Origin of the sequence: Verrucosispora sp. WMMD573, assembly GCF_027497175.1 — a bacterium.
In the GTDB taxonomy this organism is placed as follows: Bacteria; Actinomycetota; Actinomycetes; order Mycobacteriales; family Micromonosporaceae; genus Micromonospora.
The window spans coordinates 2610808-2624656 of sequence record NZ_CP114901.1 but is presented as its reverse complement, the minus strand read 5'-3'; the positions used below and the strand labels follow the sequence as shown (position 1 = coordinate 2624656).

Below are 13849 nucleotides of genomic sequence, written 5' to 3'. Positions count from 1 at the left end.
GCCCGCGCCGGACCGGCAACAGGGTCGCCGGTGCCGGGCGGGCGCGAGGCCGGACAGGCGGTCAGTTCAGCAGGGCGGCGGTCAGTGCCGTGGCGAAGGCCAACGAGCCGGCGGTCGCCGCCACCCGCAGCCACGGCCGGGGTGCGCCGTTGACCGGCAGGTGCCGCCAGCGGTACGCGGCCAGGGCCAGCCCGGCGCCGGAGACCGCGAGCCCCAGCGGCCAGAGCCAGCCGGGCACGGCCGACCAGTCACCGAGTTGGTGGCCCAGAGTCGGGTAGACAAGCGCCCAGACGGCGCCCGACAGCACTGCCAGCCGGTCCGACGCGGTACGCAGCACGGTGCCGAGCAGCGACAGGCCACCGATGAAGGTGAACAGCAACGCGATTCCGATGCCGATCAGGGCGGGTCGCCCCGGTGAGGCGTCGCCGGCCTGCTCGCGGGGTACCCCGAGCAGCCGCAGCCCGATGGGCTCGACGCCCCGGTCGGTGTTGCCGAGCACCACCACGCCCTGGCCGGTGGCCCGATCGAAGCCGACGTACGAGTGGAAGCCGCTGGTGGCCCCGTTGTGCCAGGTGATCTCGCGGTCGCCGTAGCGGGTGGTGAACCAGCCGTACCCGATGCGGCGGCGCTCGGTGTCGTCGAAGCGCGGGTCGCGGGCGTCGGTGCCGGGCGCGGTGCCGGCGGCGGTGGCCGCGACGAGCCGGGCGAGATCCGTCGCGGTGGACCAGTAGCCGATGCCGGCGGGAGCGTAGCCGGCGCCGGTCCAAGGGTCGGGGGTACGACCACTGCTGGCAGCGCCCTCGGCCCGCTCGGCGGGCAGCGCGTCCGAGCCGGTGACCTGGATGGTCGCGGTCATGCCCAGCGGGGTCAACAGTTCCCGGTCGAGCAGCTCGGGATAGCCGAGGCCGGCGTCGGCCGCGAGAGCCTGGCCGAGCACCGCCATCCCGAGATTCGAATAGCCGACCTCACCTCGGCCGTCGCCGGGTGTCTGGTCGTTCGCCCCGGCGCGGACCCGGTCGACGCCCTGCCCGGCGTACGGGTTGCCGGCCGCGAAGTTCGCCCAGAACAGGCGCGCCCAGTCGGTGACCGAGCTGAGTACGACCCGGGGCAGCCCGGAACGGTGGCTGGCCAGTTCGGCCAGGGTCACCTCCCGGGCGGCACCGGTGATCGCCGGCCAGGCCGCGCCGAGGGTGTCGTCGGGGCGTACCGCGCCCGCGCCGGCCTGGTGGGCCAGCAGCATGCCGGTGAGCACCTTCGGCACCGATCCGATCTCGAACGGGGTGTCCGACTCGACCGGGTTGCCGGCGCGGTCCCGTTCGCCGAGTCCGGCGGTGCGGATCTGACCCCCGTCGATCAGGGCGACGGCGAGCCCGCGGTAGCCGCCAGGATCGTCCACGACGGCCCGGGTGGCGGCGGCGAGGTCGGCGTCGCCGGTGGTCTGTGCGATGAGCCGGGGCTCCCGGGGCATGACGCCGAGCCCGGCCAGGCCAGCGACCACCCCGGCGACGAGAACGATGACGGGCGTCTTGCGCATGACGTGCTCCTTTCCGTTCCGGCGGAGGCGAGGGCCGCACCGATCCCCGATCCGGCTGGGCGTGGCCCGCTGGGGTCTGCGGACGGGTGATGACGGAGGTGCGGTCAACGACCGGCGGCGGTGAGGATGGCCAGCAGCGACACCACCCGCTCGGCGGGGATGGCGTACCGGCCCCGGCCGACGCTGCGCAGCCAGCCGGCGGCGGTGAGCTGGCGCAGGTGGTGGTGCAGTTGGCCGGTGGTGCCGAGATCCTCGATCCCGGCCAGCTCGGCGGTGGCCTGCCGGCCGCCGAGGATCTCCCGCAACAGGCGCAGGCGTACCGGGTGGGCCAGGGCGGACAGGACGGCCGGCAGGTCGGCCCAGTCGTCGGCCAGCAGATCCTCCACTCCCCGGCCGTACTGCCAGTCGTAGTGCTGCCCGTCGAGGCGGACGGTGCCGGTGTAGAGCACGCCGCCGGCACCGTCGCCGGCAAGTCGCTGCTTCAGCCCGTCGAGCGCCCAGAAGACCCCCTCCGGCGGCGTCGGGCGGTCCGCGCCGTCGAGCCGCTCCACCAGACCGGCGACCTGTTCCTCCAGCGCCGCCAACCGCTCCTCCACACTCGCCATGATGCGATAGTACGAACTTACGTAGTTACGTGCAAACGGAGGATGATCGACTTTGCGCCGGACGGCCCGCTACCGTCAGTCGTCTTGGGGAGGTACGTCGATGTACGTCGTGTCCGTGATCAACTACAAGGGTGGGGTCGGCAAGACCACGGTGACCGCCAACCTCGGTGCCGAACTGGCCAACCGGGGGATGAAGGTGCTGCTCATCGACCTCGATCCGCAGGCAAGTCTGACCTTCGGTTTCTACGACCCGGACGACTGGCGGGAGCGGCTGCGCGACACCCGGACGGTGAAACGCTGGTACGACGGCCTGCGCGAGGGCGGCCCGTCGGTCACCCTCGGTGAGCTTGTGGTCTCGCCCGGCCCGGCGAACGCCCGGCTCAGCGGCGCCGGCCGGCTCGACCTCATCGCCTCACATCTGCAACTGGTGGACATCGATCTGGCCCTGGCCCGCAGCGTCGCCGGTGGCGAGGAGTACGACGCCGAACTGTTCCGGGTCCGTGGTTCGCTCGCCGAAGGGTTGCTCGCCGACGGGCTCGACCCGTACGACATGGTGCTGATCGACTGTCCGCCGAACTTCAACGTGGTCACCCAGTCGGCCATCATCGCCAGCGACCACCTGGTCATTCCGGCCCGGGCCGACTACCTGTCCACGCTCGGCATCGACTACCTGCACGGCAACGTGCGGGAGCTGGTCGAGCAGTACAACGCCGACGCCCGCCGATTCGCCACCGTACGTCGGCACCAGAAGGTCGCTCCCGGCGTGGCCGGCGTGGTCTTCACGATGATCCAGTTGCTGTCCCAGCAGCCCATCGCCACCCACCAGAGCTACATGGACCAGGTCCGCAACCTGGGTCTGCCGGTCTTCCCCACCGCCCTGCGGGAGAACGTCACGCTCTACGCGACGAACACCCCGCGCGGCGTGCCGGTGGTGCTGCGCGACCGCGTCACGGTGCCCGCCGTCCGCGACGAGCTGCGTCGCCTGGCCACCGAGTTCCTCGACCACCTCCAGCCGGACCGGCAGCCGGCATGAGCGAGCGCCAGCGAGCGAATCATCAACTCTGCGTCTTGGTGCCTCGTGGCGGTCCGCAGCGCAGCGGAGGGCCGGCATGACCAGCCGGGGCGTGACCGACGCCGTCGACCGGTTGGCGACGATGACCAGCCGCGCCGACGGTACCGCGTACCTCTCCCCCTGGCCGCTCCGCGACCTGCGCGACCTGGCCACGGAGCTGGGATTGCGCGGCGTCGCCGGGTTGCGCAAGGCCGACCTGGTCGAACGGCTGGTCGAGCACACCATCGGCTACCGCCTCACCTCCTCCGCGCTGCGCCGCCGCTGATCCGGCGCAGCTCAGCCGCCGGTCCGCACCGCCTGGCGTGGCCGGCCGCTGCCACCGGTGGCCTGACGGCCGATCACGGTCCGCTCGGCGGTACGGGCCGTCGGTGCCCGGTCGAGCAGGGCCCGGTACGGGTTACGCAACGCCCGCTCCCGGCGGCTGGTCAAGCGCACCAGCACGACCCGCTCGAACCGTTCGTGCTCCGCGGCCCACCGCACCATCGAGTGAGTGCCGCGTACTCCAAGCCGCATGGCAGGTCCGGCAGCTGCGGCACCGGCGACTCCTCTACTCAGTGACATCGGGCAGGAACACACCGTATGGGTAGGACTGCCGATGCGCACCGGGTTCAGGTGCCACCGTCGATGGACCTTCGGCCAAGTGGGCAGGGTCGAGGGGTTGACCTCGAGTGCGCTCGAAGACGCAGGCTGGTGCCGCGTCCATCGGTTCGGACGCGCGAGAGGAGTTTCCATGCGGTACCGCACGATCGGCAGCGACCCGCGTACCCGGCGCGAGGTCAGCGTGCTCAGCCTCGGGGCGATGCTGTTCGGCACGAAGACCGACGAGGCCACCGCCTACGCGATCCTCGACCGGTTCGTCGAGGTCGGCGGCACCTTCATCGACACGTCGGACAACTACGCGTTCTGGATGACCGGCGGGCAGGGCGGCGAGAGCGAGGAGTTGCTCGGTCGGTGGCGGCGCAGCCGGGGCGTCGGCGACGAGATCGTCATCGCCACGAAGCTCGGCGCCCGGCCACTGGCCCCCGGCACCAGCTACCTGGACAACCCGGAAGGGCTGTCGGCCAAGGTGATCCGGGAGTCCGCCGAACGCAGCCGGGAACGTCTCGGCATGAACCGGCTGGACCTGCTCTACGCCCACATCGAGGATCACCGGGTGCCGCTACGGGAGACCGTGGAGGGTTTCGCCGAGTTGGTCGCCGAGGGCACCGTGGGGCTGCTCGGCGCGAGCAACCACCGCACCTGGCGGGTGGAGCGCGCCCGAGCACTGGCCGCCGCGGCCGGCCTGCCCGGGTACGAGGTACTCCAGTACCACCGCAGCTACCTGCCGGCCCGACTGGACGGCCCGACCGACCTCGACCCCGACGGCAACGTGGGCGCGGTCGGTGGCGAACTGGTCAGCTACCTGCGGGCCGAGCCTGGCCTGACCCTGGTGTCGTACGGGTCACTGCTGTGGGGCGCCTACGTCCGCGACGACAAGCCGCTGGGGCCGGGGTACGACCTGCCGAGCGCCCCGGTGCGGCTGGCCGCGCTCCGCGAGGTGGCGGCGCAGACCGGCGCGACGGCCAACCAGGTGGTGCTGGCCTGGCTGCTCGACGGCGACGTTCCCACCATCCCGCTGGTGGGAGTCTCCTCGGTGGCGCAGTTGAACGAGAGCCTCGCCGCCGTGGACCTGGAACTCACGCCCGAGCAACGGCACCGGCTCGACACCGCCTGGTAACGGGGGCCGGCAGCGCGGCTGGCCGCACTGCGGGTGGGTGGCGCGCGGACCGGTGCCGCGGGCGTCGGGACGGCCGCCGCTAGATCTGATCTAGCGGCGGCCGTCCGCTGTCTCGCGCCTCTGGGTTGAGCCGACGACTCCCGCCGGCCGGTGTCGTTGTAGCTGGCGGGTGGTCACAGGGAGGAGCATTCTGTCGTACCCGTGGGGTGTGGTGGGGCGCTGGGTCCCGGCGGCCTGGCTCATCGGCGTGACGAATGGAAGGAAACTTCGCAATCATGAGTAGACGCACCACCGGCCTCGCCATCGAGGCCGAGGGTCTGACCCGGTCGTTCGGCGAGACCCGCGCGCTCGCCGGCATCGACCTCCAGGTTCCGGCCGGCGCCGTGTACGGACTGCTCGGTCCGAACGGGGCCGGCAAGACCACAGCGGTACGCGTACTGGCCACCCTGTTGCGCCCGGACGGCGGGCAGGCCCGGGTGTTCGGTCACGACGTGGTCGGCGAGGCCGACGCGGTACGCGCCCGGGTCAGCCTGACCGGCCAGTACGCCTCGGTGGACGAGGACCTGACCGGCACGGAGAACCTAATCCTGCTCGGCCGGCTGCTCGGGTTGCCCAAGTCCGCCGCCCGGCAACGGGCGGAGCAGTTGCTTACCGCGTTCGGGCTGACCGAGGCGGCCGGACGGCAGGTGAAGAAGTACTCGGGCGGCATGCGGCGACGCATCGACATCGCGGCGAGCATCCTCAACACCCCGGATCTGCTCTTCCTCGACGAGCCGACCACCGGGTTGGACCCACGCAGCCGTAACCAGGTGTGGGAGATCGTCCGGGCCGTCGTCGCGCACGGCACCACCGTGCTGCTGACCACGCAGTACCTGGACGAGGCCGACAAACTGGCGAGCCGGATCGCGGTGGTCGACCACGGCCGGGTGATCGCGGAGGGCACCCCGGGCGAGCTGAAGTCATCGGTCGGCTCCGGCACGGTTCACCTGCGGCTGCGCAACGCCGACCAGCGGCCCGAGGCTGAGCGGTTGTTGCAGGCGACGCTGAGCGTGCCGGTCCAGCTGGAGGCCGACCCGGTGGCGATCACTGCCCGTGTCGGTGGCGACGGCAGCGAACTGGACGCCAGCGCGCAGGCCGCCCGGGCACTGGGCGAGCTGTCCCGGGCCGGGATCGTGGTCGACGACTTCTCCCTCGGCCAGCCGAGCCTGGACGAGGTCTTCCTGGCCCTGACCGACCACCCCGCCGGTGCGGCCACCGACGAACGGGACGACGAGCTGGAGGCAGCCCGATGAGCAGCGACACCGCCACCTCGACCGGCCGCGCGCCGACGGTCTTCGTACCCTCCTCCGAGGCGCTCGCGACGGTCCTCGCACCGGGCGCGCGACCGCCCCGGCCGAGCCCGCTGTCGGCGTCGCTCACCTTCAGCTGGCGCGCCCTGCTGAAGATCAAGCACGTGCCGGAGCAACTGTTCGACGTGACCGCGTTCCCGATCATCATGGTGCTGATGTTCACGTACCTGTTCGGTGGCGCGCTCGCCGACAGCCCCCGTGACTATTTGCAGTTCTTCCTGCCGGGCATCATGGTGACCAGCGTCGTGATGATCACGATGTACACCGGGGTCGGGTTGAACACCGACATCGAGAAAGGGGTCTTCGACCGGTTCCGGACGCTGCCGGTCTGGCGACCTGCCGCGCTGGTCGGCATGATCGTCGGCGACGTGCTGCGCTACGTCCTCGCCGCGCTGGTGATCCTCGGCGTCGGGCTGGTGCTCGGCTTCCGCCCCGACGGGGGCGTGATCGGCGTCCTCGCCGGGATCGGCCTGCTGGTGGTCTTCTCCTTCGCGTTCTCCTGGGTGTGGACGTTCTTCGGGCTGGTCCTGCGCAGCGAGAAGTCGGTGATGGGGGTCAGCATGATGGTGCTGTTCCCGCTGACGTTCCTGAGCAACGTCTTCGTCGACCCGTCCACCATGCCCGGCTGGCTCCAGGCGTTCGTCAAGGCCAACCCGATCACCCACCTGGTGTCGTCGGTACGCGCGGCCATGGCCGGCACCACCGACGCCTCGGCGATGATGTGGATCATGCTCTGGAGCGCCGCCTTCATCGTGGTCTTCGGCACCCTGACCATGTACCGCTACAACCGCCGCTAACCCACCCACCCCATCCCCCTGCCCCCACCCGCCCCCTGAATAGCCCCGTTGATCATGAGGTTAGCGGCACTCGTAGAGATCGAATACGCCGCTAACCTCATGATCAAACTTATTGGACAGGCGAGGTGGGGCAGGGGCGGGTGGGGTTAGAGGTGCCAGGGGAGGGGGGTGGGTGGGAGGTAGCGGCAGGCGGCGCCGGTGGAGATCGTGGCTCGCAGGTGGATGGCGAGGGGTGGGTGCCGTTCGTCAAGACGCCGTAGGGTGTCGCGGATACGGGCGGTGACCGTCTTGCGGGCCCGTTCCGCCTCGTCACCCAGCCGACGAGTACGACCGGCCAGCCCAGCGGCAGCCTTCAACTGGTCGATCAATGCCTGCCGCTCATTGTCCAACGCCACAACCCTGCGCTCGTCACCGCGCCCGGCCGCCAGGTCGATCTCGTCGTCGAGCCGTGCCAGGTGGCGCCGGTAGCGGTTCTTCGCCTCGTCGTCGAGCACCTGATCTCCGCTCATCCGACGGGCAGCGACAAGTTCCGGCCCGGCAGCCGGATCGAGCAGCTCGACCGCGGGCACGTCGGCCCCCGGGCGGCCGAGCAGGAGTCGCAGGTCGTGCAGCCCCTTGGCATCGGGTAGATGAACCGTGCCGCCGTCGAAGGTGAGCCGCCAGACGGCTCCGTCGCGCCGGAACTCGTACGCCGGTCCCACCGCACCACCGTTGCCGGCCGTCCCTACCGGTGCCGACCCCATAGCCGACCCGCCCGGCCCCCACCCGGCTGCGGCCGTCCACGCCGGGCCAGCCGCCAACCCCGCCGCTGTCCCTGCCACCGCCCCGTCGGCCGCCACAGAGCCCGCCGCCACGGAGCCCGCCTTCGCAGAGCCCGCCGCCACAGAGCCCGCCGCCACAGAGCCCGCCGTCGCGGGGCCGGCGGCCGGGAGCGTCGCGGCGTGCCGTTCGGGTTGCTCGACGGCTGGCAAGGCCGGGGCGGCGGCGAGTCGGGCCAGGATCTGCGGCATGTCGAGTTCGCGGGCCTCGCGCTCGGTCTCGACGCGCAGCGCGGCGGCGCTCGTGGCGTCTCCCGGGCCACCACGGGCGTCCAAGGCGTCGGCGAGTGCGGCCCGGGCGATCAGCGACCAGGGGCGGGCACCCATCCGGTCAGCGGCGGCGCGGGCGGCGGAGGAACCGGCTACGGCGTCGTCCCAGCGTTGCTCCACGGCGTCGACCACGGCGAGCCAATGATCGACCGGGCCGCTGACGTCGCAGCCGTACAGCGAGACGAGCCACTGGCCCCGGTACGGCAGCAGCGCCGCACGGACTTCGGCGCAGCGGCTCGGGTCGCCGACCGTGGCCTGCGCGCGCAACCGCAACCACAGCGGCGAGATCGACCCGGTGATCCGAGTACCCGCCGCTTCGAGTTCCGCGGTGAGGTCGGCCGCCGCCCGGTGGTCGCCGCGTTCGGCGGCGGTGATCGCCCGCAGCAGGCCGAGATGCGGATGATCTTTCGCGGCGAGCCCGTCGAGCAGTGCGTCGGCGTCGTCGAGCCGGCCCCGCAGCAGCTGCAACGCCCAGCGCAGATGGTGGCCGAGAAAGGCATGGTCGGCGTGCTCCCAGTCGTCCAGCTCACCGAGCTCGGCGTAGCAGTTTTCCGCCCCGGCGAAGTCGCCGCGGAAGGCGCCGATTATGCCGCCGTCGATGGCTGCCGCCATCTGGTGCCGAGGCTTGCCGGTCTGTCGTCCGCCGGTGACGAAGGCGGTCAGTTCGTCGAGATAGCGCGGATCGCCGAGTTCCAGCAACGCCACCCAGCGCAGGGAGGTGGACCACAGCTCGGTTTCCCGGTCGCCGCCGCGACGCGCGACGTCGCGGATCTCGCCGGTCAGGGCGGCCCGGTCGGTGGCGGTGCCCAACCCCCAGGTGGAGTCGTGCCGCACCCAGAGGCTGAAGGTGAGCGCCTCGTCGTCGCGCGTCGACCGGGCGAGCGTCTCGGTGGCGGTGATCAGGTCTGCTTCGAGGACCGCCGGCCCGGCGGTGTCGTCGGGCTCGCCGATCAGCCGCCGGTACGCCTCCCTCAGCAGCGCCTCGCCGTCGATGCCGGGTATCGGCTCGAGCTGCCAGTGGCGACGTACGTTGAGCGCGAAGCGGGCCAGCGTCGCCTGGTCGTCGACCGTCAGGGCCAACGCCGTGGCGTCGCTGAGCAGTTGGCGAGCCTCCTCGCGGGCGCCACAGTGAAAGAGCTGGTCGGTCAACGCCGTCATGATCTTTACCCGCTGAAGGTCGTCCCGGGCCACCTCCAGCGCCCGCCGGAGGTGCACGGTGGACTCCTCCAGCGCCAGCCGGCACCGGGCGTCCCGCGCCGCGTCGAGCAGCAACTCGGTGACGCGGAACGCCTCCAGGTGCGCACCGGCCAGCCACGCGTGGCGGGCGACATCCGCCGGGATCAGCAACCGGTCCAGCGTTTCGTGCTGCTCGACGGCCCGCACCACGGCGGCGTGCCGCGCCCTGCGGTCGTCCTCGGTCAGCGCGTCGTAGAGCGTCTCGCGGACCAGGTCATGCACGAAGGCGTAGCGGCCGTCACCCAGGCCGAACAGCAGTCGCGCGGTGACCGCGACCGCCAGCAACTCATCGACCCGGGTCGGCGGCAGGCCGACACCGGCCGCGAGGACCTCGCCGTGGAACTCCCGCCCCAGCACGGCGGCGACGGTGAGCGCCTCGGCCACCATGGCGGGCAGGTGATCCAGCCGCCGCCGCACCACCTCCCGTACGCCGGGAGGAATGGCCGCCAGCCCGCCGTCGGCGTGCCAGAGCCGGGCGGTCTGCTCCACGAAGAAGGGGTTTCCGCCGGTGCGTCGGTGTACGTCGTCGACGCAGTTCGCATCGGGCACCCGGCCGGCGGTGCGGGTCATCAGCTCGCCGACCTCGTCGCGGGTCAGGCCGGCGAGGCTGATCGTGGTGGCCTTGGCCACCAGTGACATCAGCAGCGGCCGCAGTGGATGGTCGGCGGCCTCCACCTCGGCGTCGCGGTAGGTGCCGACGAGCAGCAGCCGCTCGAACCAGGTGTGCTGCGCGGCGAACCGCAGTAGCCGCATCGACGCCGCGTCGGCCCAGTGCAGGTCGTCGAGGATCACCATGACCGGCCGGCGCTGCGAGACGGCGACCAGCGCGGTGGTGACCGCGTCGTAGAGGGCGAAGGCTTCCTGCTCCGCCGCATCGCCCTCGTCGGCGACGCTGGCCGGCATCAAGGGGGCCGCCTCGGCGTGCGCGATGTCCGGCACCGGGGAACTCGTCGCGGCGCGAGCGGTGCCCGGCGCGAGGGAACTCGCCTCACCGAGCAGCAGGGCGAGCGCCGGCTCGGCGGATTCCCTGGCGAGCGCCCAGTCCTCCGGCGACCGGCGCAGCCGGCGCAACACCTGCGTCCAGGGCCAGAATCCGGGGGCGCTCGCCGAATCCCAGCAGGCGCCACCAAGCACCAGTGCGCCCCGTCGACGGGCCTCGTCGGCTGCGGCGGTCACCAGGGTCGTCTTGCCGATGCCGGGCTCCCCGGCGACCAGCACCAGCCCGCCGTGGCTGGCGGTGGCCCGGTCGACCTCGGCCCGCAACAGAGCGGCCGGATGATCCCGCCCGATCATGAATCCACCCGCCTGCACGCCCATGGCAACCGACGGTAGCCGACCGGACCGACACGCCGGGGCGTCGCGGCTCAGCGGGCGTCGGTGACCACGTGGGCGCAGGCGGCGCAGGCGGCCGGTCCCTGTTCGGCGAACCAGCGGCAGGTGCGCCGGATGGCACAGCGGGGCAGTTCCACCTCCGGTTCGCCGACGGTCTGCGCGTACGACGCGACGAGGCGTTCGCCGAGCCCGCAGTGATCACCGGTCCAGAAGCCGCACTGGCTGGTGACGCAGGGACCGGCGAGTCGGTAGCGGGCCTCCACCGGGGCGTCCGACGTCGCTGCGGCGACGGCCACCTCGGCGGGCAGGGCCGGGGTCACGTACGCGACCCGGCCCGCCGGGGTGATCATGCCGAGGAACACCGTGGCGTTGCCCGCGGGCGTACTCGGGCACATCCGCTCCCCCGACGGAGCCGGTCCCTGCGGCGGTCCGGTCACTTCTGCAACCAGAAGCCGATGTCGTTGATCTTCTCACCGAGGTCCTGGGCGAACGGACCGTCGATCACCCACAGGCCGTACCACTCGGGCCGCAGCCGCAGGTTGGCGTGGCCGAGGGCGAGTGGATTGCTGAGTTTGGTGCCGGCGACCGAGAGCGCGGCCAGGCCAGCCTTCTGGATCTCACCGGCAATCTGGCTCTGCTGCTCGGATGTGAGGTCGACGCCGTCGACCACGAAGCGGAACTCGTGGCGTGCCATGGTGTTTCCTCCGGTTCGTTCAGTAGGTGTCCGTACGTAGCCCGCGCCGAAGTGCCGCCCTGGTGAAGGCCGCCCAGCCGGAACGGGAGACGGCGTCGAGGCGGCCCACCTGGTGGTGCCACGTGTTGGCACCGGCGGTACGCACGCCCCACAGCTCGCGGCAGGCCGCGACCGCGAAGGCGACCTGCTCGGGTGCGCCGGTGAACCCGGCCGCCGCGTCGACCACGCGCAGCCCACCATCGGCGGCGACGCTCACCTGGCCGCAGTGGTGATGCAGGCTGGCCAGGGTGCCCAGGTGCGTCCGGTCGCCTCGGCCGGCGCGGAACGCGTCGAGCGGCCGGTCCTCCAGCACCACCCGGATGGCGCGCAGGGTGAACGTCGCCCCGGCGGCGTCGGCCGTACCGACCACCTCGACGGGGACGCTCCAGCGATGCGGTGAGTTCGCCGACCAGAACGCCAGCCAGACGCCCAGCCGCTCGTGCAGGTCCGGTTGCAGGGCCGCCGGTGCGGCCAGTCGTGCGGTGGCGATCCCGTGGCGGACGACCGCCGGTGCTGCCGGGTGGACCGGGCCGGCCGCCGCAGCGGGCGAGGCGGCGACGGTTGCGGTGACGGCTGCGGCCGAGGCGACCACGGTGCCGGCGAGCAGCCTGCGCCGGGACAACGAAACAGATGGGGATGTCATGGTCCGCCTTTCTCCGACGGCCTAGGCATCCCACGCTATAGACGGCGGCAGATCATCTGAATCGCCGTTGTATCGGGACGCCGACACGAATCCCGGTGATCGACGACGGCGTGAATCCGTTCATGCTGCATGTCGTCGCCGCTGGTCAGGCCGGCGGCTGGGGCACCGCGGCGAGGTGGGCGAGAATGGCCTGGTTGGCCTCCCAGCCGTCGGGGAACCGGACCGGCACATCCAGTTGCGGCGCCTCGGTCGAGGGGTGGGCGTCCAGCAGTTCGCCGATGCCGGCCCGGGCCACCACCAGGCAGGCGTGCCGGTGCCGGGAGGTGAGCACGCAGAGCCGCCCCGATTCCAGGTGGAAGGCGGTCGCGTCGCGCCGGCCGGAGAGCGGATGCAACACGATCGTCACGTCGTACTCCCGGCCCTGGAGGCGGTTGGCGGTGTCGACGGTGACGTCCGCACCGGCCTCGCCGAGCCGCGCCCGGATGGCCGCGACCTGGTCGCGGTGGGCGGCGCCGACGGCGATCCGGTCCGCGGTGACCGGCGCGCCACCGGGCGCCTGCTCGGCGACCGCGACCGCCCCGCGCCGCAGCACCCGCAGCGCGAGCGCGGCGCACGCGGCGGCAGCTTCCCCGTCGGTACGCAGAGTGTGCCGGGCCGGCAGCTCGTACAGCGCCCAGCCGGTGGCGGCGGCCGACTCCACCGCCCGGTCGACGGCGTCACCCGACCCGGACTCGGTCAGGTGCAGGGAGCGATCGTCCGGGCCGGTGCCGGAACGGAAGCCGGTGAACGGGTAGAAGGCGCGGGAGACGATCGGGGCCGCCGAGGCCGGCAGCCGCCAGGAGACCGGCAGCCGGTGCACCGGCAGGTGCGGGTTGTGCCGCAGCAACACCGCCACCGCCGACTGCATCGGATCCCAGGTCAACCCCGCCCACCGGCCGCCTTCCACAGTGGAGAATGGGTCGAGCTGCCCCGGATCACCCACGAACAGGGCCCGCTCGAACCTGCCGGCCACGCGCAGCAGGGCGTCCGAGCGCATCTGGTACGCCTCGTCCACGATCGCCCACGGCCAACAGCCCTCGGTGACCGTCGCCCACTTGGCGGCCGTACCGATGACCACGGCCGAGGCGGCCAGGTCGCCAACCTTCGCGGCGACCCGGACCTGCGGGTGCGCCCGCACCCGGGGCGACGCCCGGTAGTCGCCTGCGGAGAGCCGCCCGACGCGCAGCTGCGGCGCCTTGGTGGCGAGCCGGTCGATCAGGTCATCGACCTGCTCATTCGTCTGCGCAATGACCATCAACGGCGCACCGGTACCCGCCAGCTCGATGGCGGCCCTCACCACCAGGGTCGACTTGCCGGCACCTGGCGGCGAGTCGACCACCACGCCCCGATGCTCGCCCGACCGCAGGTCGGCCAGCACGGCAGTGATCACCCGCTCGGCCGCTACCGGCGGCGGCACCGCCAGCTCCGGCGTCAGCCCGATCTCCCCCACCGACCGCACCCTACCGGCCCGATAGCGCTGACGAGATGCGGCATCGGATGGCCGCCGTGGCCCGGAGTGCCGCTGGAACTCGCTACCTGCGCTCGGCCCCACCGCCCCGCGACGCTCACGGCTTGCGGCCGTACCGCCCCGCGCCCCTCGCGGCTTGCGGCATCTCGGGGCCTCCGGGCACCCGGAAGCCCCCACATGCCGCAAGCCGCGAGGGGCGACGCCAAAAACGCCCTCGTGCCCGCCCCGAGGCCGAA

Annotated in this window: 13 protein-coding genes; 5 read left to right on the top strand and 8 right to left on the bottom strand. The window is 72.3% G+C overall.

Annotated features, from left to right (window positions below; genetic code table 11):
- Positions 1-61: 61 nt before the first annotated feature.
- The gene (locus tag O7601_RS12020) at positions 62-1534 is read right to left on the bottom strand and encodes a serine hydrolase domain-containing protein (protein WP_281566251.1); all 1473 of its coding nucleotides are present in this window, start codon (positions 1532-1534) and stop codon (positions 62-64) included.
- A 104-nt stretch (positions 1535-1638) separates the two neighbouring features.
- The gene (locus O7601_RS12015; RefSeq protein ID WP_281566250.1) at positions 1639-2139 is read right to left on the bottom strand and encodes a helix-turn-helix domain-containing protein; all 501 of its coding nucleotides are present in this window, start codon (positions 2137-2139) and stop codon (positions 1639-1641) included.
- Between the two features lie 100 nt (positions 2140-2239).
- On the opposite strand from O7601_RS12015, the gene O7601_RS12010 reads away from it, so the two are divergent.
- Both O7601_RS12010 and O7601_RS12005 read left to right on the top strand, forming a co-directional pair.
- Entirely contained in the window at positions 2240-3172 is a 933-nt protein-coding gene (locus O7601_RS12010) for an AAA family ATPase (RefSeq protein WP_281566249.1), read from the top strand.
- 76 nt (positions 3173-3248) lie between these two features.
- Positions 3249-3476, top strand: coding sequence for a Rho termination factor N-terminal domain-containing protein (locus O7601_RS12005; protein ID WP_281566248.1), 228 nt, complete (start codon positions 3249-3251; stop codon positions 3474-3476).
- A gap of 11 nt (positions 3477-3487) precedes the next feature.
- Here the strand turns inward: O7601_RS12005 and O7601_RS12000 are convergent, their stop codons facing one another.
- Entirely contained in the window at positions 3488-3694 is a 207-nt protein-coding gene (locus tag O7601_RS12000; protein WP_281566247.1) for a hypothetical protein, read from the bottom strand.
- Positions 3695-3941: 247 nt separating this feature from the next.
- Between O7601_RS12000 and O7601_RS11995 the strand changes: the two genes are divergently transcribed.
- The 3 genes from O7601_RS11995 (at position 3942) to O7601_RS11985 (ending at position 7074) form a co-directional block, all read left to right on the top strand.
- Positions 3942-4928: an aldo/keto reductase gene (locus tag O7601_RS11995; RefSeq protein WP_281566246.1), complete on the top strand. Its 987-nt coding sequence runs from the start codon at positions 3942-3944 to the stop codon at positions 4926-4928.
- Between the two features lie 275 nt (positions 4929-5203).
- Positions 5204-6220: an ATP-binding cassette domain-containing protein gene (locus O7601_RS11990; protein WP_281566245.1), complete on the top strand. Its 1017-nt coding sequence runs from the start codon at positions 5204-5206 to the stop codon at positions 6218-6220.
- Positions 6217-7074: an ABC transporter permease gene (locus O7601_RS11985; protein ID WP_281566244.1), complete on the top strand. Its 858-nt coding sequence runs from the start codon at positions 6217-6219 to the stop codon at positions 7072-7074. The genes O7601_RS11990 and O7601_RS11985 overlap by 4 nt, the downstream gene beginning before the upstream one ends.
- A 146-nt stretch (positions 7075-7220) precedes the next feature.
- Here the strand turns inward: O7601_RS11985 and O7601_RS11980 are convergent, their stop codons facing one another.
- The 5 genes from O7601_RS11980 to O7601_RS11960 form a co-directional block, all read right to left on the bottom strand.
- A complete protein-coding gene (locus O7601_RS11980; RefSeq protein WP_281566243.1) occupies positions 7221-10715 on the bottom strand; it encodes an AAA family ATPase in 3495 nt (1164 codons plus the stop codon).
- A 47-nt stretch (positions 10716-10762) separates the two neighbouring features.
- A complete protein-coding gene (locus O7601_RS11975) occupies positions 10763-11125 on the bottom strand; it encodes a hypothetical protein (RefSeq protein WP_281566242.1) in 363 nt (120 codons plus the stop codon).
- 38 nt (positions 11126-11163) lie between these two features.
- Positions 11164-11424 carry a hypothetical protein gene (locus tag O7601_RS11970; protein WP_093401959.1) on the bottom strand — a complete coding sequence of 87 codons (261 nt, stop codon included), beginning with the start codon at positions 11422-11424 and terminating at the stop codon, positions 11164-11166.
- A 19-nt stretch (positions 11425-11443) separates the two neighbouring features.
- On the bottom strand, positions 11444-12106 hold the full coding sequence (locus O7601_RS11965) for a hypothetical protein (protein WP_281566241.1): 663 nt from the start codon (positions 12104-12106) through the stop codon (positions 11444-11446).
- 145 nt (positions 12107-12251) lie between these two features.
- The gene (locus O7601_RS11960) at positions 12252-13595 is read right to left on the bottom strand and encodes an AAA domain-containing protein (protein WP_281566240.1); all 1344 of its coding nucleotides are present in this window, start codon (positions 13593-13595) and stop codon (positions 12252-12254) included.
- Positions 13596-13849: the final 254 nt, after the last annotated feature.

What these genes read in the sequence shown, in the direction of transcription:
- O7601_RS12020 (WP_281566251.1), bottom strand. Translation starts at nt 1,534, where the DNA reads ATGCGCAAGACGCCCGTCATCGTTCTCGTCGCCGGGGTGGTCGCTGGC.
- O7601_RS12015 (WP_281566250.1), bottom strand. Translation starts at nt 2,139, where the DNA reads ATGGCGAGTGTGGAGGAGCGGTTGGCGGCGCTGGAGGAACAGGTCGCC.
- O7601_RS12010 (WP_281566249.1), top strand. Translation starts at nt 2,240, where the DNA reads ATGTACGTCGTGTCCGTGATCAACTACAAGGGTGGGGTCGGCAAGACC.
- O7601_RS12005 (WP_281566248.1), top strand. Translation starts at nt 3,249, where the DNA reads ATGACCAGCCGGGGCGTGACCGACGCCGTCGACCGGTTGGCGACGATG.
- O7601_RS12000 (WP_281566247.1), bottom strand. Translation starts at nt 3,694, where the DNA reads ATGGTGCGGTGGGCCGCGGAGCACGAACGGTTCGAGCGGGTCGTGCTG.
- O7601_RS11995 (WP_281566246.1), top strand. Translation starts at nt 3,942, where the DNA reads ATGCGGTACCGCACGATCGGCAGCGACCCGCGTACCCGGCGCGAGGTC.
- O7601_RS11990 (WP_281566245.1), top strand. Translation starts at nt 5,204, where the DNA reads ATGAGTAGACGCACCACCGGCCTCGCCATCGAGGCCGAGGGTCTGACC.
- O7601_RS11985 (WP_281566244.1), top strand. Translation starts at nt 6,217, where the DNA reads ATGAGCAGCGACACCGCCACCTCGACCGGCCGCGCGCCGACGGTCTTC.
- O7601_RS11980 (WP_281566243.1), bottom strand. Translation starts at nt 10,715, where the DNA reads ATGGGCGTGCAGGCGGGTGGATTCATGATCGGGCGGGATCATCCGGCC.
- O7601_RS11975 (WP_281566242.1), bottom strand. Translation starts at nt 11,125, where the DNA reads ATGTGCCCGAGTACGCCCGCGGGCAACGCCACGGTGTTCCTCGGCATG.
- O7601_RS11970 (WP_093401959.1), bottom strand. Translation starts at nt 11,424, where the DNA reads ATGGCACGCCACGAGTTCCGCTTCGTGGTCGACGGCGTCGACCTCACA.
- O7601_RS11965 (WP_281566241.1), bottom strand. Translation starts at nt 12,106, where the DNA reads ATGACATCCCCATCTGTTTCGTTGTCCCGGCGCAGGCTGCTCGCCGGC.